At 60.5% G+C, this 20,909-nt stretch carries 19 protein-coding genes; 16 read left to right on the forward strand and 3 right to left on the reverse strand.

The window, feature by feature from the left end; genetic code table 11:
• Window positions 1-10: 10 nt before the first annotated feature.
• The 6 genes from flgA to fliP all read left to right on the forward strand — a co-directional run bounded on the left by flgA (window position 11) and on the right by fliP (window position 4,255).
• Window positions 11-496 (forward strand): flagellar basal body P-ring formation chaperone FlgA, encoded by a 486-nt coding sequence (flgA, locus tag PH552_RS21320; protein ID WP_432422014.1) that lies wholly within the window; start codon window positions 11-13, stop codon window positions 494-496.
• Window positions 493-1,611, forward strand: coding sequence for a flagellar basal body P-ring protein FlgI (locus tag PH552_RS21325; protein WP_183762704.1), 1,119 nt, complete (start codon window positions 493-495; stop codon window positions 1,609-1,611). Before flgA ends, PH552_RS21325 begins: the two co-directional genes overlap by 4 nt.
• 47 nt (window positions 1,612-1,658) lie before the next feature.
• The gene (locus PH552_RS21330) at window positions 1,659-2,147 is read left to right on the forward strand and encodes a MotE family protein (RefSeq protein ID WP_432422018.1); all 489 of its coding nucleotides are present in this window, start codon (window positions 1,659-1,661) and stop codon (window positions 2,145-2,147) included.
• Window positions 2,144-2,857: a flagellar basal body L-ring protein FlgH gene (flgH, locus tag PH552_RS21335; protein ID WP_112343818.1), complete on the forward strand. Its 714-nt coding sequence runs from the start codon at window positions 2,144-2,146 to the stop codon at window positions 2,855-2,857. The genes PH552_RS21330 and flgH overlap by 4 nt, the downstream gene beginning before the upstream one ends.
• A 151-nt stretch (window positions 2,858-3,008) precedes the next feature.
• Window positions 3,009-3,500 (forward strand): flagellar basal body-associated FliL family protein, encoded by a 492-nt coding sequence (locus PH552_RS21340; RefSeq protein WP_113249441.1) that lies wholly within the window; start codon window positions 3,009-3,011, stop codon window positions 3,498-3,500.
• Window positions 3,497-4,255, forward strand: coding sequence for a flagellar type III secretion system pore protein FliP (gene fliP, locus PH552_RS21345; RefSeq protein WP_112343820.1), 759 nt, complete (start codon window positions 3,497-3,499; stop codon window positions 4,253-4,255). Before PH552_RS21340 ends, fliP begins: the two co-directional genes overlap by 4 nt.
• Before the next feature lie 55 nt (window positions 4,256-4,310).
• On the opposite strand, the gene PH552_RS21350 is transcribed toward fliP, so the two are convergent.
• The gene (locus tag PH552_RS21350) at window positions 4,311-6,254 is read right to left on the reverse strand and encodes an O-linked N-acetylglucosamine transferase, SPINDLY family protein (protein ID WP_183762707.1); all 1,944 of its coding nucleotides are present in this window, start codon (window positions 6,252-6,254) and stop codon (window positions 4,311-4,313) included.
• 334 nt (window positions 6,255-6,588) lie between these two features.
• On the opposite strand from PH552_RS21350, the gene PH552_RS21355 reads away from it, so the two are divergent.
• Together PH552_RS21355 and PH552_RS21360 are read left to right on the forward strand one after the other, a co-directional pair.
• On the forward strand, window positions 6,589-7,500 hold the full coding sequence (locus PH552_RS21355; RefSeq protein WP_145644332.1) for a flagellin N-terminal helical domain-containing protein: 912 nt from the start codon (window positions 6,589-6,591) through the stop codon (window positions 7,498-7,500).
• Window positions 7,501-7,755: 255 nt separating this feature from the next.
• On the forward strand, window positions 7,756-8,667 hold the full coding sequence (locus PH552_RS21360; RefSeq protein WP_145644331.1) for a flagellin N-terminal helical domain-containing protein: 912 nt from the start codon (window positions 7,756-7,758) through the stop codon (window positions 8,665-8,667).
• A gap of 110 nt (window positions 8,668-8,777) precedes the next feature.
• Here the strand turns inward: PH552_RS21360 and PH552_RS21365 are convergent, their stop codons facing one another.
• On the reverse strand, window positions 8,778-10,040 hold the full coding sequence (locus tag PH552_RS21365; protein ID WP_183762710.1) for a tetratricopeptide repeat-containing protein: 1,263 nt from the start codon (window positions 10,038-10,040) through the stop codon (window positions 8,778-8,780).
• On the reverse strand, window positions 10,034-11,521 hold the full coding sequence (locus tag PH552_RS21370) for a pyridoxal phosphate-dependent decarboxylase family protein (protein WP_183762712.1): 1,488 nt from the start codon (window positions 11,519-11,521) through the stop codon (window positions 10,034-10,036). Before PH552_RS21370 ends, PH552_RS21365 begins: the two co-directional genes overlap by 7 nt.
• Window positions 11,522-11,861: 340 nt before the next feature.
• Between PH552_RS21370 and PH552_RS21375 the strand changes: the two genes are divergently transcribed.
• The 8 genes from PH552_RS21375 (at window position 11,862) to rem (ending at window position 20,720) form a co-directional block, all read left to right on the forward strand.
• On the forward strand, window positions 11,862-12,779 hold the full coding sequence (locus PH552_RS21375; RefSeq protein ID WP_112344297.1) for a flagellin N-terminal helical domain-containing protein: 918 nt from the start codon (window positions 11,862-11,864) through the stop codon (window positions 12,777-12,779).
• 257 nt (window positions 12,780-13,036) lie between these two features.
• Window positions 13,037-14,014, forward strand: coding sequence for a flagellin N-terminal helical domain-containing protein (locus PH552_RS21380; RefSeq protein ID WP_112344298.1), 978 nt, complete (start codon window positions 13,037-13,039; stop codon window positions 14,012-14,014).
• A 256-nt stretch (window positions 14,015-14,270) separates the two neighbouring features.
• Window positions 14,271-14,903, forward strand: a complete 633-nt coding sequence (locus tag PH552_RS21385; protein WP_183762715.1) for a hypothetical protein — start codon at window positions 14,271-14,273, stop codon at window positions 14,901-14,903.
• Window positions 14,900-16,330, forward strand: a complete 1,431-nt coding sequence (locus tag PH552_RS21390; RefSeq protein WP_285166276.1) for a MotB family protein — start codon at window positions 14,900-14,902, stop codon at window positions 16,328-16,330. The genes PH552_RS21385 and PH552_RS21390 overlap by 4 nt, the downstream gene beginning before the upstream one ends.
• A gap of 3 nt (window positions 16,331-16,333) precedes the next feature.
• Window positions 16,334-17,641, forward strand: a complete 1,308-nt coding sequence (motC, locus tag PH552_RS21395; protein ID WP_183762721.1) for a chemotaxis protein MotC — start codon at window positions 16,334-16,336, stop codon at window positions 17,639-17,641.
• A 2-nt stretch (window positions 17,642-17,643) separates the two neighbouring features.
• The gene (fliK, locus tag PH552_RS21400) at window positions 17,644-19,233 is read left to right on the forward strand and encodes a flagellar hook-length control protein FliK (RefSeq protein ID WP_183762724.1); all 1,590 of its coding nucleotides are present in this window, start codon (window positions 17,644-17,646) and stop codon (window positions 19,231-19,233) included.
• Window positions 19,175-19,768: a transglycosylase SLT domain-containing protein gene (locus PH552_RS21405; RefSeq protein ID WP_183762775.1), complete on the forward strand. Its 594-nt coding sequence runs from the start codon at window positions 19,175-19,177 to the stop codon at window positions 19,766-19,768. The genes fliK and PH552_RS21405 overlap by 59 nt, the downstream gene beginning before the upstream one ends.
• A 280-nt stretch (window positions 19,769-20,048) precedes the next feature.
• Window positions 20,049-20,720: a transcriptional activator Rem gene (gene rem, locus PH552_RS21410; protein ID WP_112344304.1), complete on the forward strand. Its 672-nt coding sequence runs from the start codon at window positions 20,049-20,051 to the stop codon at window positions 20,718-20,720.
• Window positions 20,721-20,909: the final 189 nt, after the last annotated feature.

The following is a 20,909-nucleotide window of genomic DNA, read 5'->3' on the forward strand; positions in this document are numbered from 1 at the left end:
GTTTCGCCGGATGAAAAGCTTAGCAATGGCATGGTTCGCCGCGGCGAGCCTTTCCGTCGTATTCGCTTCGGCCATGCCCGCCCGGGCTGTCAGCGCCGATGGTTCCGCGCTCGGTACCGCCGTGGTGCCGACCGAGACGATCTATCCGGGCGATATCATCAGCAGCGGTCAGCTCGAAGAGGTCGAGGTCACCAATCCCAATCTGAGCGGTGATTACGCCAAGCGGCTTCGCGACGTAACGGGATTGGTATCGAAGCGGACGCTTCTTCCCGGCCGCACGATTTCGGTTTCCGCCCTGCGCCAGCCCTATGCTGTGACGCGCGGTTCCAATGTCCGCCTGGTGATGAGCATGGGCAGCATGACGATCACGGCGGCAGGCACGCCGCTGGATGATGGCGCCGTCGGCGACAGTGTGCGCGCCCGCAACATGGATTCGGGCATCATCGTCAACGGCACCGTCCTTCAAAACGGCACGATCCGCGTGGTCGCGAAATGAAACGGCTTCGTCAACTTCTCGCAGTCCTCTTCGCATTGCCGAGCCTGATCGTGGCCGATCCGGCCCTCGCGATGCAATCGCGCATCAAGGATATCGCGTCGCTGCAATCCGGCCGCGACAACCAGCTGATCGGCTATGGTCTGATCGTCGGCCTCCAGGGAACGGGCGACGGCCTGCGTTCCTCGCCATTTACCGAGCAATCCATGCGCGCGATGCTGCAGAACCTCGGCATCTCGACCCAGGGCGGTCAATCCGCCGCGAAGAATACGGCCGCCGTCATGGTAACGGCGAACCTGCCGCCCTTTGCAAGCCCCGGCAGCCGCATCGATGTGACGGTGAGCTCGCTCGGTGACGCGTCGTCGCTGCGTGGCGGCACGCTGATCATGACCTCGCTGAGCGGTGCGGACGGGCAGATCTATGCCGTCGCGCAGGGCTCGGTCATCGTCTCCGGCTTCCAGGCGCAAGGCGCCGCCGCAACGGTGACCGAGGGCGTCACGACGGCCGGCCGCGTGCCCGGCGGCGCGATCATCGAGCGGGAGCTGCCGTCTCGCTTCAAGGATTCCGTCAACCTGGTCCTGCAGCTGCGCAATCCCGACTTCTCCACCTCGATCCGTATTGCCGACACGGTCAATACCTGGGCGACCTCGCGTTTCGGCGCGCCGATCGCGGAGGCCAAGGATTCGCAGGAGGTGACGGTCGCCAAGCCGAAGATGGCGGATCTGACGCGGCTGATGGCCGATATCGAAAACCTCAATGTCCAGACCGATACGCCGGCCAAGGTTGTCATCAACGAACGCACCGGAACGATCGTCATCGGCGCCGATGTCCGCGTCTCGCCGGTCGCCGTCAGCTATGGAACGCTGACCGTGCAGGTGAGCGAGAATCCGCAGGTGATCCAGCCGGAACCTTTCTCCGACGGACAGACCGCCATCCAGGATCAGACCGATATCACCGCCACCAAGAGCGGCGGCCGTGTCGCAGTACTGGAAGGGCCTGACCTGAAGACGCTGGTCTCCGGCCTCAACAACATCGGCGTCAAGCCGGACGGCATCATCGCCATCCTGCAAGGCATCAAGTCGGCCGGCGCCCTGCAAGCGGAGCTCGTGCTGCAATGATCCTGACCGTCATCGCCAGAAGAATACTGGTAGCCTGCAGTCTCGCAATGGGCGCCATGATGCTGGTGCCGCTAGACGTGGCTTCGGCGCAGGAAGCGCCGAAACCCGCCGATCCCGCTTCCAGCCAGGATGAGATCCGGCAGTTCTGCACCAATATTGCCGATCCGGCCCGCGATCAGCGCTATCTGCTGCAAAAGCAGGAGCTGGAACAGCTTCGGACCGACATCGACCAGCGCATCGCCACCATGGACAAGCGCAAGGCCGAATACGAGGACTGGCTGAAACGCCGCGACGATTTCCTCAAGACCGCCGATCTCGGCCTGGTCGATATCTATAAGAACATGAAGCCGGATGCGGCGGCGGCGAGCCTCAACGACGTCAAGACCACGATTGCCGCTGCGATCATCATGAAGCTTTCGTCGCGCCAATCGAGCCTGATTCTTGCGGAGATGGATGCGAAGAAGGCGGCCGTCATCACCAATATCATCGCCAGCGCATCCGACCCGAATACATCGAAGTCGAAGGACCCCTCATGAACACGCGTCTTACGGCCGCCTGCGCAATCGTCGTCTTTCTAGCCGGTTGCCAGTCGCAGGCCCTCAGGGAAATCGGCAGGGCGCCTGCCATGAGTCCGATCGGCAGCGGCCTGCAATATGCGCAGACGCCGCAGATGCTGCAATATCCGAAGCGGCCGCATCAGGTTGCGCAAGGCTATTCGCTCTGGAATGATTCGCAGGCGGCCCTCTTCAAGGACGCGCGCGCGCTTAATGTCGGCGACATCCTGACCGTCACGATCCAGATCAACGACAAGGCGAACTGGGACAATGAGACCAATCGCAGCCGCACGAACAAGAGCGATATGAACTGGGATATCTCGGCCAAGATCTTCGGCTGGAGACCCGCCACCAACGCTGACGCGACCTCGGGCTCCGACACCAGCACCGACGCCAAGGGCAAGATGCAGCGCTCCGAGCAGATCAACCTCCTGGTCGCCGCCGTCGTGACCGGCATTCTCGAAAACGGCAACCTGATGATCAGCGGCTCGCAGGAAGTCCGCATGAACCAGGAAATCCGCATTCTGAACGTTGCCGGCATCGTGCGGCCTCAGGACGTCACCGCGGATAACACGATTTCCTACGACAAGATCGCCGAGGCCCGCATCTCCTATGGCGGACGCGGTCGTTTGACGGAAATACAGCAGCCGCCGCGAGGCCAGCAGGCCGTGGATCTGCTGTCGCCGCTCTGACGGCTGACGATATCGGCTGGTGCCGGATGATCTCAGGTCGACTCGGCCTGCAATCTGAATCCGCGCCAGTATAAAATAGCGAGAGCATGATGCCGAGGATTGCCGACATTTTTCGGCATCGTGCTCTGCCAGACAACGGACGGATAGGGACATGGCAGCCACAGACGAATCGGCAAAGGGCAAGGGATCGCCGCTGATCATGACGATCGTCGGACTTCTGCTGCTGACCGTTCTTGGCGGCGGTGGCGGCTGGGTGCTTGGAACCGTCGTCGCGCCGAGGATCAAGGCCGCTACCGCTGCCGTACAGAAGACGATCCTGGCCGCCGGTGACAGCAAGCAGGCGGCCGCCGCAGCACAAGCGAACGGTATCGTAGCGCTCGACCCGATCACCACCAATCTTGCCTACCCGTCGCAGAGCTGGGTAAGACTGGAACTCGCCCTGGTCTTCAAGGGGCCTGCGGATGCTCAGCTCGCCCAGGCGATCCATCAGGATATTCTTGCCTATATCCGCACGGTTTCCCTGCAGCAGATCGAGGGCGCGCGGGGACTGCAATATCTTCGGGATGACATTCAGGAGCGTGTTGACCTGCGCTCGGAAGGACGAGTATCGAAAGTTATGTTCAGAACTTTCGTGATCGAATGATTCGATTAATACTTGCCCTATCTATATTAGTGATTTCTGTATTGTCGCCTGAACTGGCGATGGCGCAGCAATTGTCGCAACAGCTTCCCACCGATCTTCTGAATGCTCCGGTCAACGGCTCTGTCGCCGCCTGGATCATCCGCACGTTCGGGCTCCTGACGATCCTTTCGATCGCGCCGGGCATCCTGATCATGGTGACGAGCTTTCCGCGCTTCATCATCGCGTTTTCGATCCTGCGCACCGGCATGGGCCTATCGTCGACGCCGTCGAACATGATCCTTCTGAGTCTCGCCCTGTTCATGACCTTCTATGTCATGTCGCCGACCTTCGATCAGGCGTGGAAGGATGGCGTGCAGCCGTTGCTTGCCAATCAGATTTCGGAGGCCGACGCCGTGCAGCGCATCGCCGAGCCGTTCCGCACCTTCATGTCGAACAATACGCGCGACAAGGATCTGAAGCTTTTCGTCGACCTGGCGCAGGAGCGCGGCCAGACGACCGTAGTCGACAACAAGATCGATTATCGCGTCCTGATTCCGGCCTTCATGATCTCGGAGATTCGGCGCGGCTTCGAAATCGGCTTCCTTGTGGTCCTGCCGTTTCTGGTCATCGATCTGATCGTGTCGACCATCGTGATGGCCATGGGCATGATGATGCTGCCGCCGACCTCGATCTCGCTGCCATTCAAGATTCTCTTCTTCGTGCTGATCGACGGCTGGAACCTTTTGGTCGGCAGCCTGGTCCGCTCTTTCCACTGAAAAGACAGGAACGAAGCGATCGCCGGAGGTTTGCGGCTCCGCCGATCGCTGGGCTTTATTCGGCCGCGATCGCCGCCGAGCTCTGGTCTTCTTCCATAAATGCTTGCGCGCGCATGGGCAGCGCTGGGACGTCCATATGGTCGGGTGCGAGACCCTGCTTGGCCCGGTCCACCATCATCTCGAAGGCCGCCTCCAGATGGCGTGTGAAGCGCTCGGCGTCGAAGAGCGGTTTGATGTAGCGGTTGGCGGCCAGCGTCTCCTTGAACTGCGCAATGCGTTCCGGCTGGCTGGCGAGCTGCACCGCCATATCTTCGTAGGCTTGAAGGTCCTCGGCGACCAGCTCCGGCACACCGATGGCGTTCAGCAGGCTTTCGCTGACGCGCGAGGCAAAGTTGGTGCCCTTCATGGTGAGAACCGGCAAACCGCCCCATAGCTGCTCGGACGTGGTCGTATGGCCGTTGACGGGGAAAGTATCCAGGCCGAGATCGGCAAGCTGCTGGCGATCGATGTGATCCTCGTAGCGAATGCGTGTGGTAAAGACGACCCGCTTGCGGCTGATGCCACGCGCTTCCAGACGTGCCCAGAGATTGGCCTCTGCGCGCGGGCCGTTACAGAGCAGCCAAAGCACGCTGTTCTTGGTGCGCTTGAGGATATTGCACCACACGTCGACCATCTGTGAGGTGATCTTGCGGTTGCCGTTGAAGGAGGCGAAGACGAAGGCGTCTTCGGGAAGCTTGTGCTGCGCGCGGGTCGTCGGCCGCGGCTTCGGGCGGTTGAGCGGATCGTTCGGCTGGTAGCATTCGGGCAGGCGGCAGAACTTCTCGTGGAAATGCGGCTTCGAATGATCTGGAAGGACATAATGGTCGCCGACGATGTAATCGAGGTCGATGTTGATCACAGAGCCCGGAAAACCGAGCCAGGAAACATGGATCGGAGCTGCCATATGGTTGAGGATAACCGCGCGGCTTCCTTTGGTGTGTCCCTTGAGATCGACGAGAATGTCGATGTTCCGGGATCGGATCTCCGCTGCCGCGCCCTGGTCGGACAGACCGCGAACGTCGACCATCGTTCCCCACTTCTGATGATCGAACCCTTGTTCCTTCTGGGAAGCGAGATCGGAATGGTCGAAAAGGGTGATCTCGAACCGATCCCTGTCGTGCAGCTCCAGGGTCCGCTGCATCAGCTTCATCGTCGCGTGGCCAGGCCAGAAATCGGACGAGAGATAGCCGACGCGGATCTTGTTGCTCCATGTGTGTGGCAACTTGCGACGAGCCTCGGCAAGGCCGGGGGGCAAGGGTTTTGTGTCGTGGATCGCATGCTTGTTAATTGCTTCATCGCCACACCAATGCAGGTGGAAGAAGGGATTGTCCGGGATCACGTAGGAGAGATTGCCCTCTGCCAGTGCGGCTGTGATCGGCGGCATGTATCTGTCGACAACCGCGAGATCGGATATTTCTCGGGCGAAGATCAGATGGAGTATGCGAGCGATGCTGCTGTCGGGATGTTTTTTGAATAGTGTCGCAACAAGGTGCCGGTTGCTTTCGTCGTAGAGATCGTCGGTGAGGAGTTTTGCTGCCATGAGCCGATGCTTGAGCTCCGGTCCCTCGACCAGTATCGTCTTGAAGCCGCTCACGAGTTCTTTCTGCTCTCGGCTCAGGAAAATGCGGGCGAGGATGAAGGCAAGCTCCGGGTCCTTGAACGCCATTGGAAGGATCAGGTTGCCGACCGCGAGAGCCTGATCGTCATTACCGCAATCGCTGTGAAGCAGTAGCGCCTCGCGAAGATAGTCGTCGCGCTGCGGCTTCTGCCGGCCCGCCAGCTCATAGGCGCTCGCCGCATCCGATCTGAACCCGAGTTTGAGCAGTGTTTTTGCCAGCAACGCATAAGTCTTGGGCGATCTGTCGACGTTGAGCAACTCGTTCAGCGTTTCGAGTGCGCGCGTATATTGCCCCTTTTGATAGAAGCCCGACGCTGTCACAAAGGCATTTTTCGTATTCACGAGCGAGAACTCCAAGCGATATGTTGGCCGGCTCTCGGTCAAGGTCGAGGCCCCGGCATCATGGATTCGCCTGATGATCCCTTACGTAGCTTGCCTGAAACCGAAGCAACGGTTGAAAGCGCCTTTACGCATTGTTAGCCACGTTCAGGACAGGCGGTTTCCGGTGGCCCCGCGTTTAAGAAATTGGCAAGCAATGGGTGCGACCTTCCTCGCAACATGACGGGTTTGGTCCTCCAGGAAAATGGATCGAGGGGCATGAAGCTGCTCCGTCATCGCCGGTATTTCCAGTCCGGTATGTCCTCCTTTCGTATCCAGTTTCCAGGGGACACACTCAATGACCAGCATTATCACCAACAATTCCGCAATGGCCGCTCTCCAGACGTTGAAGAGCATCAGCGGTAACCTGCAGGACACGCAGAACGCCGTGTCTTCCGGCCTGCGCATCTCCAAGGCTTCCGACAACGCCGCTTATTGGTCGATCGCCACCAGCATGAAGTCCGACAACGGCGCCATCGGCGCAGTTTCCGACGCTCTCGGCCTCGGCGCCGCCAAGGTTGACACCGCTTCGACGGCCGTCACCAGCGCCATCGACATCGTCGGCCAGATCAAGGACAAGCTTGCCACCGCCATGGAAGGCTCGGTTGACAAGAAGGCTGTTCAGGAAGAAATCGGCCAGCTGCAGCAGCAGCTGCAGAGCGTCGCTCAGTCGGCTTCGTTCAACGGCGAAAACTGGGTCATGGCTGCGAGCGGTGGCTCCGCTTCGGTCGTCTCGTCCTTCATCCGCGGCACCAACGGCACCGTTTCGGTCAGCACGACCTCCTACGCCTTCAACGCCGGCGCAACCGGCAACGTTCTGTTCGGCTCGAGCGGCGGCACGATCGACACGACCTCGGGCATCCTGGGTACGTCGGATGCGTCGGTTGGCGCTTCGGTCTTCAGCCTCGACATTTCCAGCATGACGAGCGGCCAGATCTCCAGCGCCCTGAACATGGTTCAGACCGCTCTGAACTCCATGACCAGCCTCGGCTCGAAGCTGGGCTCTGTCTCCAGCCGTATCGATCTGCAGACGAGCTTCGCTTCCTCGCTCTCCGACTCGATCCAGTCGGGCGTCGGCAAGCTGGTTGACGCCGACATGGAACAGGAATCGAGCAAGCTGTCCGCTCTGCAGACGCAGCAGCAGCTGGCTATCCAGTCCCTGTCGATCGCCAACTCTTCGAACCAGTCGATCCTGTCGCTCTTCCGTTAATAGGAAGCGCCAACGCAACGCGTTGGTCGAAAATCCTAAACAACAAGTTAACCGCACCTGTCTAAGGTGCGGTTTTTTTTATATTTTCCGGCTCGAGTGAGTTCAGCTTTTCTTAACTATATTGCTGTTTCTTAGGACCATCGAAGCGGCGAGTTAACCTTAACGGTTTTGGTTAACAGGCATGATGCTGAATGCCGTTACCGGTTTTAGGTCCGGAATGTCCCTTATTCAACCACTGCCAAAGGGGCAAATATCATGACGAGCATTCTTACCAACAACGCCGCAATGGCTGCTCTCCAGACGCTGCGCACCATCGGCTCAAACCTTCAGGACACGCAGAACGCCGTGTCTTCCGGCCTGCGCATCTCCAAGGCTTCCGACAACGCCGCTTATTGGTCGATCGCCACCAGCATGAAGTCTGACAACAGCGCCATCGGCGCAGTTTCCGACGCTCTCGGCCTCGGCGCCGCCAAGGTTGATACTGCAACCACCGCCGTCACCAGCGCCATCGACATCGTCAGCAAGATCAAGAGCAAGCTTGCTACCGCCATGGAAGAGTCGGTTGACAAGAAGTCTGTTCAGGAAGAAATCGGCCAGCTGCAGCAGCAGCTGCAGAGCGTCGCCCAGTCGGCTTCGTTCAACGGCGAAAACTGGGTCGTGGCTTCGAGCGGTGGCTCCGCTTCGGTCGTCTCGTCCTTCATCCGCGGCACCAACGGCACCGTTTCGATCAGCACGACCTCCTACGCCTTCGACGCCGGCGCAACCGGCAACGTTCTGTTCGGCTCGAGCGGCGGCACGATCGACACGACCTCGGGCATCCTGGGTACGTCGGATGCATCGGTTGGCGCTTCGGTCTTCAGCCTCGACATCTCCAGCATGACGAGCGGCCAGATCTCCAGCGCCCTGAACATGGTTCAGACCGCTCTGAACTCCATGACCAGCCTCGGCTCGAAGCTGGGCTCCGTCTCCGCTCGCATCGATCTGCAGACGAGCTTCGCTTCCTCGCTCTCCGACTCGATCGAATCCGGCGTCGGCAAGCTGGTTGATGCCGACATGGAACAGGAATCGAGCAAGCTGTCCGCTCTGCAGACGCAGCAGCAGCTCGCCGTCCAGTCCCTGTCGATCGCCAACTCTTCGAGCCAGTCGATCCTGTCGCTCTTCCGTTAATAGGAAGAACCAACGCTCTGCGTTGGTCGATGGCAAGAGCCAAACCTTCGCCGCGCCTTCTCCGGAAGGCGCGGTTTTCATTTTGGCCAGGCGAATCGACGCCAACCGGTTCAGGACGCCTTTCCCAGGGCCACGGCAGCCTTTTGCCTGACGGCATCGACGAAACCATCGAACAGTCTCCGCATAGCCACCTGCTTGTAGGGGTAGACGATCGGATCATCCATGTCGTGGACCACCATGGCGACATCGAGCTCGAACACCAGCAGGCGTCCATCAGGAAGTTCGGCGCAATCGATGCCGAAATAATCAAGCTGGATACGGCGGCAAAGGGCGGCGAAGCTTTCCTTGTGGCGCACGGCGAAATCCTGATCGAAATTTTCCATCCATGCCTGTTCGACGGCGCGTTTTGCCGCGCTCTGCTCCATGCCGGCACTCAGATAATGCACGATCCAATGGTCCGAGAGCGCCATGTGGCTCGCGAACGCCTTGCCGTTAATGAACACGATGCGCTGCTTGTTATAATAGCCGTCGGAACCGCGAAAATCGATGAAGGGCGCGACGTAGAGTTCCGGAGCGGGCTGGGCCTTCAGAAAGGCGGCAAGCTCGGTGGAGTCGGTGATGCGTTCCATGCCGTTGCCGGCATGCGTGCTGATCGGACGCACGACGAGCGGGTAGGCTAGGCCCGGAGCGCAATCGTCCAGTCGCTTCGCATCCATGGCGACGGCCGTAAGATCGGCGTGCGATACCCGATAGGTAAAGGGCGAAAGAATGGAGGGCTCATTCGCCAGCATGCCGCTGACGCCGTCGCGCGTCAGCCTTGCGATCAGTTCCGGATTGCGGTTCATCACCGGACCGTCGAATTTGGCAAGTAGCGTCTGCATATGGGCAAGAAGAGGGGCGTTTTCGGTCGATTCCCCGATCGCCATGAAGGCGACGTCATGCTCCGGCAGATCGGCGAGAGCAGATGTCTCAAGGTCGACATAGCGCAGCCATAGCATGCAGTCGCTGCCGGCCAGCAGAAAATCGAGCGGCGTATTGGCCATGAAATCGCCTTCGGTCACGAAAGCGAGTAGCCGCGGACCGGTCCCGTTGCCGTGGACGACGCAATAGTCGCGGCGCATCTGCACGGCGCTCTTCAGGATCTGGCGGGCTTCGTCGCCACGGCCGAGGGTTTGCAGGATGATCGCCATATCCAACAGCGCGGCAGCAGCGGTTGGATCCGCCGTCACACGTTGCATGAGCTCGTTCCAGAGTGGGGTCACGTCGTGACCGGCATAGACGAGAGAGACTATTTTCCGCATGCCGAGAATTCGGGCATCGCCCGGCATGTTCAGTAGGGCCGGATCGGCGATGGGGGCTTTGGTCATCAGCATTGCGGAAGATCCTGTTGGGAGCCGATTATCAAAACGCTCCGAACGAGCGCGTCGATATCCGTCTGTCGGGTACGGTGGTTTACGATCGCCGCGCGAATTGCCGGCTGACCGTTCAGATGGGTCAGGGACGGAGCGACGCGGCCTTCGGCGTGGAGACGCTCGACGATGTGGGAATTGACCGATGCCGGCACGGTTCCTTCGGCTCCGACATAGGCGAAGCAGACGATGTTGAGGGCGACGGGCGCGAGCAGTTTCAGCGCCGGCTCCTGCTCGATCCGCCATGCAAGCTCGCGTGCCAGCAGGCAATTGGCGTTCATTGCCTGCCCCAGTGCCTTGACGCCATAGGTTTTCAGGGTGAACCAGGTCTTCAGCGCCCTGAAGCCACGGGAGAGATCCGGACCGTAGTCGCAGGGCCACCAGTCGCCAGCGGCAAGTCCGGTCGCTGCGCGACTGAGATAGGCGGCATCCGAAGCAAAGGCTTGCCGCTGCCACTCGCTGTCTCGCACCAGGAGGAAGCCGGCATCATAGGGTACCTGACCCCACTTATGAAAATCGAAGGCAAGCGAATCGCAGGTTTCTATTCCCGCGAACAAAGGCGCAAGCTCCTCGCTGAGAACGCCAAGAGCGCCGAGCGCGCCGTCGACGTGAAAATGAAGATCATGGGTGTCGGCGATGCCGCGCAGGGCGGCGAGGTCATCGACGGCGCCAGTGTTGACCGTTCCCGCGCTGCCGATGAGGAGGAAGGGCGTGAAGCCTTCCTGTCTGTCGCGCAGGATCGCCTGCTCCAGCGCATCGAGATCGATCCGGCCGAGGGTATCGACAGGAATGCGCCGCAGCTGATCGCTGCCGATGCCGGACATTTCGAAGGCACGCGGAACGCAGCCATGCACTTCGCTCGACGCATAGGCAACCAGCCGGGATTCGGCGGACAGGCCGGTTGCGCGCACATTGCGTCCGAGCTTGCGGCATCTGGCGATCTGCACCGCAACGAAATTGGCCTGCGATGCTCCGGTCAGGAATATGCCGCCGGTCGTTTCCGGAAAGGAGAAGATCTGGCGCGTCCAGCGGATGATCTGGCGCTCGACCTCGATCGGCATATGGTCTCGTCCGCCGAGATTGGCGTTCAGCCCGCCCGCCAGCATCTCGGCCAGCATGCCCGCGACCGTGCCGCCGCCCTGGACCCAGCCCATGAAGCCGGGATGGATATTGCCGCTGCCGTAGGGCAGGATGTTTTCCCGGAAGATCGCGTGGACTTCGGCCAGATCACCGGCCTCCACGGGCAGCGGCGCATCGAACAGGGCGCGGGCAGAGGCGGGAGCATGTTGCCAAACCGGCTTCGGGCCGAGCGTCTGGAGATGATCGAACATGTCGTCAAGCATCTGATGGCCCTGTTTGCGCAGAGCCTGCCAGTCGTCCGGGTCGAGGCTTGTCCGCACGCGGCGATCATCCGCCGCTTGTCCGGCGTCCTGCAAACTGAACATCTCAACCTCGTCTATGGCCGGTCTTATCGACGCTGCCGTCGGAATGCCCTTGTAAAGAAGGGCGGCCGCTTTCCGCCCGACATCCGACGGATCGCTTCCATGCTACGACGCCCAAGATGGCGCGAGGCTGACTTGCGAGCCTCTAGGCTACCAGCCGCATGAATTCGTTAACTTTTGTTGGTGGCGTTAACCTTTTATTAACTCTAATGCTGTCAGTTGCAGCTAACGCAACGGTTGGTTAACCCCTTTTAAAAAGCGGTTAACAAGCATGAGGCTGATTGCCGTTCCCGGCCGCAGACCGGAATGTCCCTTCCAAATTCAGCCAAAAGGGGCACCTTCGATGACCAGCATTCTCACCAACGACGCGGCAATGTCCGCCCTTCAAACCCTGCGCGGCATCAACACGAGCCTGCAGGACACGCAGAGCCGCGTATCCTCCGGCTATCGCGTCGCCAAGGCAGCCGATAACGCCGCCTACTGGTCGATCGCGACCACCATGCGCTCCGACAACAGCGCGCTTTCCGCCGTCTCGGATGCATTGGGCCTGGGTGCTGCCAAGGTCGACACGGCCTATACGGCGATGGATAATTCCATCAACGTCGTGGAGCAGATCAAGGACAAGCTCGTCGCAGCAACCGAAAACAGCGTTTCGAAGGCTGATGTCCAAGAGGAAATCACGCAGCTTCAGCAGCAGCTGGAGAGTATCGCACAGTCCGCTTCCTTTTCCGGGCAGAACTGGATGTATGCGGTCAACGGCGCATCGGCCTCCGTCGTCTCGTCCTTTGTTCGCAACAACAATGGCACCGTTTCCGTCAACAGCACCAGCTACAGCTTCGACACCGGTTCGCAAGGTAACGTGCTGTTCGGCGCAAGCGGCGGTACGATCGATACCACCTCTGGTATTCTCGGTACTCAGCAGAATATCAACGGCACGTCCTATTCGGTCTTCAGTCTCGATATCACCAACATGACGGGTGGCGACATCGGCAAGGCCATGAACCTTATTCAGGGCGCCCTTAACGCCATGACGAGCACGGCCTCGCAGCTCGGTTCGCTTTCGACGCGCATCGATCTGCAGACGAGCTTCGTTTCCACGCTGCGCGACACGATCGATTCTGGCGTCGGCAAGCTCGTCGATGCGGATATGGAAGAGGAATCGAGCAGGTTGTCGGCCCTGCAGACGCAGCAGCAGCTGGCCATCCAGTCGCTCCAGATCGCCAACACCAGCGCGCAGAACGTTCTCTCCCTCTTCAAGTGAGCCTTGACTGGAGCTTGCGTTAGGATGGCGCGGCGGCATTTCCCTCTTGTCGCCGCACATAAGCTTTTGATAACGTTGTCGCTGATTGATTTGCAGTCTTTGTGCAGGGTCCGGCCTTCGATCGCCTTCCGAACGAGAGCCGGGCTTTGCTTTAGCGACGGGCCGCGCTGGGATATTCCCCGCTGGTGGGCATGAGGCCAATCGTTGCTACCGGATCGGCCCGGTTTGCCAGTCCCAATGGAATTACGGATTCTCAGATGAGCAATGTGACGACGAATCATGCTGCGTCCGCGGCGCTGACCGTGTTACGCGGAATCAACAAGGATCTCGGTGTCGTGCAGCATCAGGTCTCGTCCGGTTATCGCATCGAGACGGCGAGCGACGATCCGACCTACTGGTCGATGGCGACCACCATGCGCTCGGATCGGAGCAGCCTCTCCACGATCACGGATGCGCTGGGCCTCGGCTCCTCCAAGGTCGACACCGCGTCCACCGCCATGGATACGGTCGTCAGCCTTTTGACGCAAATCCAGTCGAAACTGGTTTCGGCAAAGGAGGAGGGCACAAATAAGGATGCGATCAATTCCGATATTCAGCAGCTTAAGAATCAGCTGCAATCCGTTACCCAATCGGCATCCTTCTCCGGCGAAAACTGGCTCTACAACACCGACCAGCATCCCAACACGCAGCAATCCGTGATCAGCAATTTCACGCGCGGCGTCGGCGGCCAGATCAGCCTCACGACGATCGGCTATGACAGTTCCCAGACCCTGATGATCGATACGGCCGATGCGAGCCGGGGATTGCTGACGAAGAATGTCGACGCGAGCACGTTCGATACCTCCGGCGGCAGCACCACGGCCCGCAACTACTATCTCCTGGCTGCCGACGCCGGCACGGCGCCGGCGGGCGGAACGGAGATCGCGATATCGAGCAGCACGACGAATGACGAGTTGACCGACATGATCAATGTCACCAATTCGCTTTTGAAGTCCGCGACTTCGGCGGATTCGACGCTGGGTCTGATGAAATCGAATATCGACGACCAGTCCGACTATATTTCCAAGCTCAGCGACGCCGTCAAGAGCAGCGTCGGCGATCTCGTCGACACGAATATGGAAGAGGCGTCGGTACGGCAGAATGCGCTGCAGACAGCGCAGCAGATGGGTATCCAGGCACTGTCGATCGCCAACAGCATGGCGAGCAAGGTACTGATTCTCCTCCAGTCGAAATGACGGGCGCGCGGCCCGGCTCGGTCGGCCCTCGACCGGCAAGGCCGCCGCATTCATCCTCGCACAAGTTTGACTGCCTACGGTCCTTCGCAGTGGCATGGTTGCGCAATGTGCCGGTGACGTCAGTCATTTCCGGAAAGCGCAGCCCGAGGACGGAAACCGGAAGCGTGATGATCGACGTTTTGAGAATGGGAATGGAGCTGCCCTCAGCAGGCACCGACGCGCTGCGTCCTTCCGATGCGAGTGGGGAGATGCGCGCTTGAGCCTGGCACTATCCCGATATCTCAAGGATTTCAGCGCCGAACAGGCCCCCCCGCCGCCTGCGGAGGACGCTGCGTTTGCGGAGATGATGGAGTTTCCCGAAAGCCCGATCGAGCCGCCCGTCGATATCGAGGCCGAGCGCCGGGCCGCCTATGCGGAAGGACACGAGGCCGCGACGAGGGAACTGTCACAGAAGCATCAGGCCGAGCTCGATGCCGTGGCCGGTTCACATCAGGCCGAAATGGAGGCCTTGCGGATACGCTATGAAGAGCAGGCGGCCGAGAAGATCGCGGCTGGCCTGACCGGCATGGCCACGATGCTCGGGCAGGCGATCAGTGCTGAAACGGCAGCCATCCTTGCGCCGATCATGACCGAAACGCTGACAGCCAAGGCCGTTGCCGATCTTGCCGACCTGGTCAGGAGTGCCATTCTCGACGGCAGTGCCGGATCGATCTCCGTCAGCGGCCCGCATCATCTCTTCGAGGCTCTTCGCGCGCATATCGGTGATGACGACGCCCTGTTGCGCCACGTCGAGACGGAGGACGTCGATCTCACCGTCACCATCGGCGAGAGCGTCCTCGTGACCCGCATGTCAGCCTGGGCCGCTAGTCTGAAAGAGATTCTGAAATGAGCGACGGCGATCAAAATCACGGCAAGCACGAGATCATCATCGTCAAGCGCCACGGCGGCGGCGATCATGAGGCCGGCCATGGTGGTGCATGGAAGATCGCCTATGCGGACTTCATGACGGCCATGATGGCCTTCTTCCTGGTGATGTGGCTGGTCAACGCCGCCAACGAGGAGACGAAGGCCTCCGTCGCCTCCTATTTCAATCCCATCAAGCTGGCGGACGAAAAACCGACCGAGAAGGGGCTCAAGAAGCCCGTCGACCAGGCTGAGGGTGAAAAGAACCAGCAGAAATCGGATAAGCCGCAGGACAAGCCGAACGATGGCAAGTCTGCCAAGACCGGCGAGGATCTGACGTCGACCTCGGGCGACCAGACGAACTATTCCGAAGCCGATTTCTTCGAGAACCCCTATTCGGTCCTGGCGGAAATCGCACAGGAAGTCGGCCAGCAGGCCAATGTCAGCGCCAAGGGCGAGGGCGGTGCCGCCCAGTCCGGCCCCGCCACGGGCGCGGATGGCGGCCAGGCCTATCGCGATCCCTTCGATCCTGATTTCTGGACCAAGCAGGTCCGGGTTTCCAGCGCCTCGAAGAAGGCGAATGAGGAACAGTCCGCCAAGTCGGATCAAACGGACAAGGGCGAAGTGATCGCCCTGTCGAAGGCGACGGCTGCAGATACCGGCCAGCCGGCCGATCAGCCGCAGACGCCTGAACAGCAGCCGACGATAAGCGAGCAGCAGGCCACCGGCAAACGGCAGGAAAAGCAGACGCAAGCCCAGCAGATCGCCAAGGTCTCGGGGCAAAGCGACGCGCCGATGCCGGAAGACAATGCCGTCCTGCCTCAGGGTAAGGATGCGACGCCGACAAAGGCGCAGCAGCAGGAGGCCAAGGATCTGCAGCAGGCGATTCAGGCCGAGATCAAGGGTGTTGCCGGCCAGCTCGCCGAAGGGCTGCAGGTCAGCGCGGCCGAAGGCGGCGTGCTGGTTACGATTTCCGATCAGAGCAATGATCCGATGTTCAACATCGGCTCGGCCGTTCCGCGCCGGGAGATGGTGCTGGCGATGGAGAAGATCGGCAAGATTCTGGCTGCGCGCAAGGGATCGCTTCTGATCCGTGGCCACACGGACGGGCGTCCCTATATGGTCGGGGGCCGCAACGACAACTGGCGCCTGTCGCTCGATCGCGCCCAGAGCGCCTACTATATGCTGACCAGCGGCGGGCTGGACGAGAAACGGGTCGCGCAGGTCTCCGGTTTCGCGGACCGACGGCTGAAGCTGCCCAACGATCCTTTCAACGACGCCAATCGCCGTATCGAGATCCTGATTGCCAATCCTTCGGACCAGGCCGTGAAGGAAGGGGCGAGCCCCGATGCGCAAAGCCCGGCCAAGCCCGCTTCGGGGAAGGGCAAGTCAGGTCAAGGTAAACAGGGCTAGTTCATGGCGCGCAAACAGCATCGTCATCACCTTGCGCTTACGCTCACCCTCGGCATGTTGATGCCAGCGGCCGCGAGCGCCGAGGGGCAGGACAACCTGCCGCTCTACAAGATGCTGCGCTCGCTTGAATTCGTCCAGGATTCAGTCGCGGCGGGCGACAGCTCCGCCGGAGAGATGCAGCGCTTCCTGCTTGCCACCATCGATGAACGCTTGCGCAATGCCGATAAATCCGTGTTCGAGGACAACCGCAACGTCGATGCGGCGCTGATCTATGCCATGAGCGGCGGCAATCCCGAAACGCTCGAATATCTGATGTCGCGCGACCTCAACGGCAATTTCGACAATCGTGTCGCGGACGTGCTTAGAAAATATCTGAACGGCAAGGGGCTGCTGGTCGTCAATACGCTTGCCGACATCGCGAGGGAATATCGCGACAAGCCGATCGGTCCTTATCTCTCGCTCGTTGCCGGCAATGTCATGTCCGGCAAGAACGGCAAGGCGGCCCTGCAGCTTTACGATTGGGCGCGCGTGATGGCGCCCGGTACGATCGTCGAGGAATCGGCGCTGCGGCGCTCTCTTGCCTTGTGCGCCGATGCGGGAATGGTGCCGGCCGGGCTTGATTATGCGCGGCGCTATACGAGGCGCTTTCTGCATTCGCCCTATGCCAGCCAGTTTGCCGACCTTTTCGTGCAGCTGGTGGTGGATCACGATTCCGACGTCAAGCAGCAGGACATCATCGACATCCTGTCCTTCATGGACCCTCCCAGGCAAAGGGAGATCTATCTGCGCATGGCGCGCCGGGCGGCGATCGCAGGCAAGGCCGATCTTGCCGCACTGGCGGCCAGCCGCGCCCAGGCGATCTCCGCCACCGACGGCGGTGACGCCTTCGGCGCGCTGGCCAACTTCTATGGCGGTGTGGCGGGCATATCCACGCCGGAGCTGAAGTCGGCGATCAACGATCTCAATCAGATGCCGGCGGGCGAGCTGAACGCGCGCGATCGTGCTCTGCGCGACGCCGCAAAGGCGGTTGCGCAGGAGATATTGCGCGCTCCCGATCCAGCAAGCCTCGGGCAAGCCAATGTTTCTAATCTGCCCAATCAACAGAATACTGAACACGATGCTGCTGTGACGAAGCAATCGGGAGGTCAATCTCCCGGCACGGCGGGTGTTGAGCAGGGAGCCTCGGCGAACGCGGCTCCCGCCCCGGAAGGAGGGCGGCAGGAGGCCGGTTCTTCGTTCGACGCATTCGTCACGACGAGCCGTTCGAAGCTGAATGCCATCGACGGCCTGTTGAAGCAGGAAAGTCATTGATCATGAACGACATCGGTGTCTCCAGCGCCTCATCGGGGGCGGATATTCTTGCTGCCGCCAAAGGCAACCGCTCCACGAAGCAGGATGACGGCAAGGGCTTTATCGATGCGCTGACCAGTTCGCTCGGCAACGGACGCAAATCTTCCGGCCCGAATGCTGGAGCGGATGCGGCGGCAAACGCAGACACGACAGCCGCCAACGATGCGGACGCCGTAAAGGCAGCAAGCGATCCCGGCTCGCTGGCCCTTTCCATCGATGAAGGCGCCAGTGCCGGAGCTGGAATGATCGATACCTCCGGAGCCAATCTCGCCAACCTCGCCGGCCTCACCAAGGGGGCAAAGCCATCCCAGGGTGCCGGCGCAGCTGCGCTCTCGAAATCGCTGATCGAACTGCAGAACGCGGTACCGGCGACGGAAGACGACACGGTTCCCGTGGAAGGCGATCAGACGGCGGCAGTCCCGGACCCGGCGACGCCGGCTGTCGGCACGAGCGATGTGCCGGCGCAACCGACCACGCTCGATCAGCTTGCCGAGCTCGCACAGCAATTGGCCGATCTCACGACGACCAACGGTCAAGCCACGCCAGTGAAGGGCGATGGCAAAGCACCCGCCGTGAAAGACGGGAAGGATGCGCAGTCGACGGATGATGGTAAGTCTACGCCGACGCAGGCGAGCCAACCCGCCACTACGATTTCGGATGCCTTGTCACTGCTGAATGTCCCGCAGCCCGTCGTCGCTGCACAGGCCGGCACAGCGCAGGCGACCAAGACGACCGACGATGCGAAGGTCCAGGGAATCCCGCTCGCCAAGGCGGCTGTCGCGGATGATGCATCGGATGCGGCGGTGACGCTGCCGGATGACGGCCAGGGGTCGGATGCCGCACAGACCTTCCGCCTGTCGCGGTCGGACGGTCGCGGCAGCGCGCTCGACCTGTCGATCAGCAAGAGCGGAGATGAGGCGGCAGACGTCAAGGTGGCGGCTTCCTCGGGCGGCGATACCCCGACGATCACAGTCCTGGATTCCCGCCGCTATCTGGGGCTTGCCACCAATACCAACTCGTCGCTCGTCGCAGGGGCGTTGGCGGGCGATCGTGAATGGTCGGCCGCGATGCAGCCGGGTTCGGCGCTTTCCAACGCCGCAAATCAGTCGAGCACGGGCAAGGTCGTCAACACGCTCAAGATCCAGCTGCGTCCCGACAACCTCGGCGACGTCACGGCCACTATGCGGCTTTCCGGAGATCAGCTGAGCGTCGACCTGAAAGTGCAGACGGGCGAGGCCTACAGGCAGCTCCATGCCGATCAGAGCCGCATGGTCGATGCGCTGCGCGCCCAGGGCTACCAGGTGGACAACATTACCGTAACCCTGGCCTCCAATGCGGATCAGCAGCCAGACAGCGGCCGCAATTCCGGGTCGAACCAGCAACAGTCCCTGTTGAACCAGGGACAAGGGGGCGACGCGCGTCCCCGGGGCCAGAACTATTCGGGACAGCAGGCAGATGGAAACAATGGCAATCGCAGTTCGGGTGAGCGCGGTGTTGAAGACGGCGCTGCTGGTGGCGTTCAGCGCTCTCGTTCCGGCGCCGTTTACCTCTGAAGCCTATGCGTCGGGAAATCCGGCGCCGCCGGATAATGGTGCGGCTGGCCTCTGCGAGCGCGAAATCCAGTCTGCTGCCGCGAAATACGGAATACCCGAAGGGATCCTCTATTCGGTCGGCTTGACGGAGACGGGGCGCAAGGGATCGCTCTACCCCTACGCCCTCAATGTCGAGGGGCGGCCGATCTTCCCGCCGTCGGAGGGGGCTGCCTTGCAGGTCTTCGCCGCGGCAAGGCAGAGCGGTGCAAAGCTTATCGACGTCGGCTGCATGCAGATCAACCAGTATTTTCACGGCGAAAACTTTGCCTCGGTCGACGCAATGTTCGATCCGCGCAGTAACGTCGAGTATGCCGCGAAGTTTCTCCGCAATCTGCATGACAGGCATGAGACCTGGACGATGGCGGTAGCGAGATACCATGCCGGCCCGAACAATGACCCCGCCCAAAAGGTCTATGTATGCCGTGTGATCGCCAATCTGGTCGCCACCGGCTACGGCAAATGGACACCGAACGCAGCGACCTTCTGTCAGAACTAGACAACCTATAGGTTGTGTCGACCTTCCGGTTAGTCGGCGCTAACCCAACCGAGGTGGTTGACTGCCGTCGATTTGCCCAAAATGGGCTTGTTGATAATACGCTAACTAACAAGTTTTTTCTCGGTGTAAAATGCAATGCACCTACTACATCTAGTGCAAATCGCACCTCCAAAGTTAATCAATTATTAATTTCCGTCACTCATTTCCGACAGTTGTTCGTGATTCGCCCGATTCGTACCCATAGTTCATCGAAACACCACACTGATTCGGAGGCGGACGAATGATCGTAGTGGTTGATGAGCGAGAGCTCGTTAAGGACGGATATACATCACTGTTTGGACGCGAGGGCATCCCTTCCACAGGGTTTGATCCACGCGAATTCGGCGAATGGGTAACGACGGCGGCAGAAGGCGATATTGCTGCTGTTGAGGCTTTTCTGATCGGGCAAGGCCAGCACGTGCTGGAGCTGCCCAGGGCGATCCGTGATCGGACAGCGGCGCCTGTGATCGCAGTCAGCGACCAGCCCTCGCTGGAGGCCACCCTTGCACTCTTCGATTGCGGCGTCGACGATGTCGTGCGCAAGCCGGTACATCCCCGCGAGATCCTAGCCCGTGCCGCGGCGATCCGCCGTAGGCTGAAGGCGATCAACAACTATACCGATATCGGTCCGATTCGTGTCTTCGCGGACGGCCGTGATCCGGAAATCAACGGTTCCGTGTTCGCTTTGCCGCGCCGCGAGCGCCGCATTCTCGAATACCTGATCGCCAATCGCGGTCGCCGGGTGACGAAGACGCAGATCTTCAACGCCATCTACGGTATCTTCGACGAAGAGGTCGAGGAAAACGTGGTTGAAAGCCACATTTCGAAGCTGCGCAAGAAACTGCGCAAGAAACTCGGCTTCGACCCTGTCGATTCCAAGCGCTTCCTAGGCTACTGCATCGACTGGAGCTGACGATCTCCGATCGGCATCCAGGATGCTAAACTCGCGAATAGGCCCGGGAATCATCCGATTCTCGGGCCTATCCTTTTGCATCGCGCCGGATCGTCATGACCGCGATAGGTTCGTCGTTCCTTACGATTTTCGCCCGCATCTACCGGCGATGAAGCTGCAATGCGGCGCTAGTGGATATGCTTTTCGCCA

Source organism: Rhizobium aureum (genome assembly GCF_030182495.1).
Lineage (GTDB): Bacteria > Pseudomonadota > Alphaproteobacteria > Rhizobiales > Rhizobiaceae > Rhizobium > Rhizobium tropici_C.